Origin of the sequence: Chitinophaga sp. (assembly GCF_036566945.1) — a bacterium.
In the GTDB taxonomy this organism is placed as follows: Bacteria; Bacteroidota; Bacteroidia; order Chitinophagales; family Chitinophagaceae; genus Chitinophaga.
Genome location: NZ_DATCVJ010000403.1, coordinates 1 through 7,268, shown reverse-complemented (window position 1 = coordinate 7,268; position 7,268 = coordinate 1). Strand labels below are relative to the sequence as shown.

The following is a 7,268-nucleotide window of genomic DNA, read 5'->3' as shown; positions in this document are numbered from 1 at the left end:
GCATCTTTCATCAGGGCATTAAAACCAGCCAGGGCATTATGTCCCATACCGAACTTTTCACTCACCAGCGTTAGCGCCATATAGGTGGTGGCCAGCCCGCCAATGATGAGTACACCCACCTGTATCACATCAGTATAACCAATTACCTTCATGCCTCCCAAGGTGATGATGATCGCAAAAACAGAGAGCGCAATCATGACTACATGCAGGTACTCTCCGCCCAGCAAGCCATTGATGGCCAATGCGCCCAGGTATAAAATAGAAGTGAGGTTAACAAACACATAGAGAAACAGCCAGAAAATTGCCATGATTAACGCTACCGTTTCGTTGTAGCGTGTTTTCAGGAACTGTGGCATGGTATAAATTTTATTCTTCAGGTAGATGGGAATAAACCACACGGCAATGATGATAAGCGCGATGGCAGCAATCCATTCATAGGCGGCTACTGCTATCCCTACAAAATAGCCATCACCACTCATGCCGATAAATTGCTCGGCAGAAATATTGGAGGCAATCAGCGAGGCGCCAATAGCCCACCAGGTAAGAGATCCCTCTGCCAGGAAAAAGTCTTTGGTATCGGAGCTGGTCTTCTTCTTCCTTCGGTAGATCCAGTAACCGTATACAGATACAATGACGAAGTAAATGATAAAGACGATGATATCGCCGGTGGAGAGTATGTTTTTCATAACGGGTCAGTTGTTTTAACGCTTTGTTGTTGGCTGATAGGGAGATGCTTTCTGCTTTTACGGGTGGCAAAAGCAGAAAGCGTAAAAACTAATAGGCAGCATCATTCCAGCGAAGTTCATTTTTAAACTCGCGCAGATCGGTATGTTTGCCAATCAACGCCAGTTCTATGCCGGCCATTTCTGCAAAATCCTGCATATGTGCGGAAGTAAGGTTTTGGCTATAACAGGTGTGATGGGCGCCACCAGCGAGAATCCAGGCGGTACATCCTTTTTTCATATCCGGATAAGGCTTCCATAATACACGGGCTACCGGGAGCTTAGGCAAATCCTGCGGCGGTGCAACGGCCTCTACTTCATTTACCAGCAAACGGAAACGATTGCCCATATCCACTAAAGACGCATTGATCGCAGGACCGGCTGCGGAGTTGAATACCAGTCGCACCGGATCCGACTTTCCTCCTATTCCCAGCGGATGCTTCTCACAGGAAGGTTTACCTGCGGCGATGGACTCACATATTTCGAGCATATGCGAACCAAGTACCATCGGATTCGCCGGATCAAAATGATAGGTATAATCTTCCATAAAAGAGTTACCACCTGGTAAACCGCTACCCATCACTTTCATGGCTCTCACCAGCGCTGCTGTTTTCCAGTCGCCCTCACCGGCAAAGCCGTAGCCTGCCTTCATGAGTCGTTGCACTGCGATCCCGGGTAATTGAATCATGCCGTGCAGGTCTTCAAACGTATCTGAAAACCCTTTATATTGGCCGGCTTCCAGGAATGCTTTCAGTCCCAGCTCAATCCTGGCGGCATCTCTCAGTGCTACGTCCTGCAACAGGGCAGATGAAATGGTATAGCTATCGCCGTATTCTTTCACGAGCGAGGCGACGGCGGCATCGGAGATACCATTAATCACGCTGACCAGGTCGCCTATACCATGGGTATTACAGGAGAATCCCAGTTTGGATTCTGCCTCTACTTTGTCACCATCTGTTACGGCTACATAGCGCATGTTATCACCGAAGCGCACAAAGCGCGCATCTTGCCAGTCGTGCCAGCCGGCGGCCACCCGGGCCCAGGCACCCAGTTCTTCCAACACTTCCGGATCCTGCCAGTGACCCGTGATCACCTTGCGGTTGATGCGCATGCGACTCATCATAAATCCGAACTCACGATCGCCATGCGCGCTCTGATTCAGGTTCATGAAGTCCATATCTATTTCACTCCATGGAATATCGCGGTTGTATTGGGTATGCAGGTGGCAGATAGGCTTAGCCAATGCTTTCAGCCCGCGGATCCACATTTTGGCCGGAGAAAAAGTGTGCATCCAGGTAACGATACCGATACAATTGGTGGCAGCGTTGGCTTCCATGCATACGGCGTAAATTTCTTCCGGTGATTTCACCGTAGGCTTATATACAACGGTAACGGGTATACGTGCATCTGTATTTAGTGCAGCGGCAATTTCCTGACTATGGGCGGCCACCTGTCTTAATGTTTCTTCTCCGTATAAATTTTGACTACCGGTGACAAACCAGATCTCGAATGTTTTCAGATTAATCATGTTGTTTGGTTTATTGCCCATAATAGGAGTTGGGGCCATGTTTACGTTCAAAATGTTTCTTAATCAATGCGTCTTTCAGGCGGGGAGCGTTACCGTTAATTGATTCGGTGAGGTACGCCATTTGCGCTACTGATTCCAGCACGGCACTGTTATATACTGCTTTGGCTGCTGTGGCCCCCCAGGTGAAGGGCGCATGATTTCCTACCAGGATCATTTCAATATCGGTGTAGGTGAGTCCACGCTGCGTCAAGGCATCCATGATCTGAAAGCCGGTCTGGTATTCATAGTCACCGGCAATCATGTTATCAGACATGGGGGAAGCGCAGGGAATATCTACGGTGTTATGGTCGGCATGTGTGGTGCCATAAATGGGTATATCACGTTGACTCTGCGCCCATGCCGTAGCGTAGGTAGAGTGGGTATGCACAATACCGCCAATATGTTCCCAGTGCTTATACAACACAGCGTGGGTAAGGGTATCGGAAGATGGACGTAATTGTCCGTCGACAGTTTTGCCATCAAAATCCACGATCACCATTTTCTCCGGTGTTAGTTCGGCATAAGGCACGCCACTGGGCTTAATGGCAAATACGCCGAGCTTCCTGTCTGCCGCACTTACATTACCAAAGGTGAAGATCACCAACCCCAATGCAGGCAGTTGCATATTGGCTTCGTACGCTGCCTGCCGGATATCCTGATACTGTTGCATACAAATATTAATCTATGGTGATGGCGGCTGTAAAGGCGCCTAATGCTTTATATTTCTGGTACCTGTTTTCGTATATCCCTGCCCGTTGTACATCCGGAGTATAGGTCTTTTCAAACCCTTGTCCCATGGCTTCCATGGCTTCTTCCACGCGGGTGAAAATTCCTGCGGCGGTAGCGGCAAACATGGCCGCGCCGAGTGCGCAGGTTTGTTCAGAGCGGTGAATACGGATTGGCATATTCATCACGTCGGCCATCATTTGCATGATGAAGGCCGATTTTTTGGCCACGCCGCCAATACCAATCAATCCTTTCACCGGCACTCCTTCCCGTTCGAAGCGTTCTACGATAGCCTTGGCGCCGAAGCAGGTCGATTCTGCTACGGTACGGAAAATGCGGGGAGCATCTGTAGCGAGGTTCAAACCGGTGAGGGTGCCTTTGAGCGACTGGTCTGCATCTGGTGTACGGCGGCCATTCAGCCAGTCGATGCCCAGTTCACTATGTTCCTCCGGCGAAATCTGTGCGGCCTGCCGGGCCAGTTCTGTGATCATTCTGCCACTGGTTTCCTCTGCCAACTTCGCGGCGGTGGCAGCATCTATCAGGGAAGAGGAAGGCAGCAGTTGTTGTAACGGCCACGCCAGTACGTTACTGAACCAGGCGTAGGCGTCGCCAAAGGCCGACTGTCCCGCTTCCATTCCCATCATACCGGGAATAACAGATCCGGGTACCTGACCACAGATCCCTTTTACCAGCTTATGTTCCATCTCGTGCATCGGCGCTACCAGCATATCGCAGGTAGAGGTACCCATTACTTTGCTGAGGTGATAAGGTTCTATTTGTCCGCCTACAGCCCCCATATGTGCATCGAACGCGCCGATACCGATCACTACACCGGCAGGCAATCCCAGTCGCTCCGACCATTCCGGGCACAGGTGGCCGGCGGCTTCACTGGCGGTATATGTTTTAGTAAAGAGTCGTTGTGTGAATCCCTGTAATAACGGATCTATGGCGGTGAAAAACGCGTCTGGTGGTAATCCCCCGAATGCTTCGGCAAACAGGGCTTTATGGCCGGCGCTGCAAACACCACGTTTCAGCTGACTGGCGTGTTTTCCGCCCGACAGCAAAAAGGGAATCCAGTCGCAATGCTCCACCCAGGAGTAGGTGGCTTTCCTAACGGCCTCGTCTGCACGAAGAATATGCAGTAATTTGGCCCAGAACCATTCAGAAGAATAAATACCGCCTACAAAACGGAGGTAGTTCTCTTCAAATGTAGCCGCCGTTGCGTTGATCGCAGCGGCTTCCTTCAGCGCGGTATGATCTTTCCATAATACAAACATGGCGTTCGGATTATCCTGGAAGGCGGGGCTGAGGGCCAATGGTGTACCGGTTTCATCTACGGCCACCGGACTGGAACCGGTGGTATCAACAGAAATAGCTTTGATATTAGCCGCTACAGTGCTGCCGGCTTGCTGCAAACACTGTTTAATGGTTGCTTCCAATCCCTCTACATAGTCCAGCGGATGTTGGCGGAAACGACTTTGCGCCGCATTGCAGTACAGTCCATCTTTCCAGCGGGGATAATAAAATACCGCAGCAGCTATTTCATTTCCGTTTTGTACATCTACTATGATAGAACGAACGGAATCGGTACCGTAATCTACTCCTATTACGTAAGCTGATTTCATTTTATTGTAATATTGACACTTATTGTAAAAGAATTACGAATTACGAATTACGAATTACGAATTTGCGCGGAGACCGATTCGAAGACCTACAACATGCTCTCCCCACAACTCCGTAATTCGTAATTCGTAATTCGTAATTCTCACCTCAACTCCAGCACCACCACAGAAAAAGGCGGCAGTTTTACGCTAATAGTATTATTCTTCAGCGAAGCGCCCTTAAAGTCTGTGGGTTTAATGTTATCAGGTTTTGTAAAGCTGTTATAGTCCTGCAGTTTGGCAGATGCGAGCAAACGACCGCTGATAGATTTATAGCTGCCGCCACGGGTATCTAACGTTACTTCCTGTGTTTTATGGGCATCTATGTTTACCAGTGAAATATGCGTCACGCCGTTCTTATCTTTCGAGGCAGAAGCCGAAACGGCAGCCAGTTTTTCGTTACCCAGCGTATAGTCGTTACTGTGAACATCTATCGGAATCAGGGTAGCATCCTGGTGTACGTTATACATCTCCATTACATAGTAAGTAGGCGTAAGTACCATAGTATCTCCTTTGGTCAGGATAACGGATTGCAGCACGTTGATGGCCTGTGCCAGGTTGGCCATGCGTACCCTGTCTGAGTGGTTGTTAAAAATATTGAGGGTAGCGCCGGCAAGCATAGCATCGCGCATGGTATTTTGCTGGAAGAGGAAGCCGGGATTCGTACCCCCTTCTACGTTATACCATCCGCCCCACTCATCTACTACGAGTGCTATCTTTTTCTTTGGGTCATATTTGTCCATGATAGCGCTATGTTTACGGATCAGCGTGTCCATAAACAAGGCGTTTCTCATAGTGGTAAAGTATTGTTGCTCGGTGAAATCTACCGCATCTCCTTTTCTGTTCCAATCAATAACGGAGTAATGATGCAGGGCAATCCCTTCGATTAAGCCGGAAGAAATATTTTTCATGAGTACTTCGGTCCAGTTATAGTCAGACGAATTGGCGCCGGAAGCAATCCGGAAAATGTGGTCATTTTTCCATTCGCTGTGCATGAAGGTGGCAAACTTGCGGTATAGGTCTGCATAATATTCCGGCCGCATATTACCGCCGCATCCCCAGGCTTCGTTGCCTACGCCCCAGAAACGAACCTTCCATGGTTCCTGACGGCCGTTTTGCTGCCGCAGGTCAGACATCGGGCTTTTACCGCCAAAGTTGGCATACTGCACCCAGTCTGCCAGTTCCTGCACGGTACCGCTACCCACGTTACCAGACAGGTAAGGCTCTGCACCCAGTTCCTCACACATGTTCAGAAAATCATGTGTACCAAAGCTGTTGTTCTCTGTTACATTTCCCCACCAGGTATTAACGATGGCCGGTCTTTTATCTTTAGGTCCTATCCCATCTTTCCAATGATAGGTATCTGCAAAGCAACCACCCGGCCAGCGGAGATTGGGAATCTTCATTTTACGCAGGGCGGCAATCACATCTTTACGGACCCCATTGGTATTGGGGATGTGAGAAGTATCCCCCACATAAAAACCACCATAAATACAATTGCCGAGATGCTCCGCAAAATGTCCGTAGATATTGCGGTTGATCGTTTGTGTGGGCGCGTCAGAACGGAAAGTCACCGTATTCTGTGCTTGTGTGGCCTGCGCGGAAAGCAACAGGGCTATAACACCCGCGCGGATATAATGATATTGTTTTTTCATAACGAGGTTTTTAAAATATACTGTCTGGCAACCGTGATTTGCCGTGACAATTCAAAAGAACAAAATAATTGTCACATTTACAATTAAAAAGAATAAAAAAATTATTTATTATACCCAAACAGCCTACAGTAAAGAATTATACCCTACCCGGCCATAAAAAAGGGGACGCCGTTACCGGCATCCCCTGCTATACTATACCATAAATCGACCCTTAGTTAATACCGATCACCTGCAACCAGTTCTTTCCGGGCGGCTTATCATCACCCTGCAACGTAATACCTATCCAGGTCATGATGGAAGGCAGCACATCATGTATAGAAGGTGCATTGTCGGAAAGCGTGATCGACGCACCGATGTAATCCCATGAATACGCACCCACAATCGTGAAATCGCTGTGGGAAGTACTTTTATCCACCAGTTTATTACCGCTACCATCATTACCCGGCCAGTTGCCAATCAGGTTCTTATAATAAGGATGTGTGGCATCAATATCGGATACGTAGGCGTATTTCTTAATGGCATCATCCGGCATCGCCGTATTCCAGATACGTACATCCGCCATGTTCATGTCCACCACGTTATCATCATACCATACGGTAGGATTGTAGCCAATGACCAGCGGGCTTGGGGACACAATAGACGGTTCTCCACCCGTGATGGTGCCGGAACCTTTGCCTTCCCCGTCTACATATACATTGGCGGTATAGGTATTTCCTCCACCCGCATCTTTAGTATGGGTAATGGTAGCGGCAATGGCATGGAAGTCACCGTCTACAATAGCTTTTGTGGGGGTGATTTCCAGGGCATTGGTACCATCATGCACTACAAACACCACATCATTCCCACTGCGGTAAAACGACCAGCCTACTACGGCACTGTCTACATTTCTGCACTTAGTCAGGAACGGCGGGTAATAATAATCGAAATCGCCATTCAG

6 protein-coding genes are annotated in these 7,268 nt (G+C 48.8%); all 6 read right to left on the bottom strand.

All coding sequences use genetic code 11. From position 1 onward, the window contains the following. A partial coding sequence (locus VIP81_RS12055) for a sodium:solute symporter family transporter (RefSeq protein WP_414649338.1) occupies nucleotides 1-686 on the bottom strand: 686 nt, incomplete at its 3' end. An 88-nt stretch (nucleotides 687-774) separates the two neighbouring features. Beyond that, nucleotides 775-2,250: an L-arabinose isomerase gene (gene araA / locus VIP81_RS12050; RefSeq protein ID WP_331960478.1), complete on the bottom strand. Its 1,476-nt coding sequence runs from the start codon at nucleotides 2,248-2,250 to the stop codon at nucleotides 775-777. A 10-nt stretch (nucleotides 2,251-2,260) separates the two neighbouring features. After that, nucleotides 2,261-2,959 carry an L-ribulose-5-phosphate 4-epimerase gene (locus tag VIP81_RS12045; protein WP_331960475.1) on the bottom strand — a complete coding sequence of 233 codons (699 nt, stop codon included), beginning with the start codon at nucleotides 2,957-2,959 and terminating at the stop codon, nucleotides 2,261-2,263. Nucleotides 2,960-2,966: 7 nt separating this feature from the next. Continuing rightward, nucleotides 2,967-4,640 carry a ribulokinase gene (locus VIP81_RS12040; RefSeq protein ID WP_331960469.1) on the bottom strand — a complete coding sequence of 558 codons (1,674 nt, stop codon included), beginning with the start codon at nucleotides 4,638-4,640 and terminating at the stop codon, nucleotides 2,967-2,969. Nucleotides 4,641-4,780: 140 nt separating this feature from the next. Beyond that, nucleotides 4,781-6,331, bottom strand: coding sequence for an alpha-N-arabinofuranosidase (locus VIP81_RS12035; protein ID WP_331960465.1), 1,551 nt, complete (start codon nucleotides 6,329-6,331; stop codon nucleotides 4,781-4,783). Between the two features lie 211 nt (nucleotides 6,332-6,542). Then, nucleotides 6,543-7,268 (bottom strand): LamG-like jellyroll fold domain-containing protein (locus VIP81_RS12030; protein ID WP_331960462.1); only part of this gene is annotated, 726 nt, incomplete at its 5' end.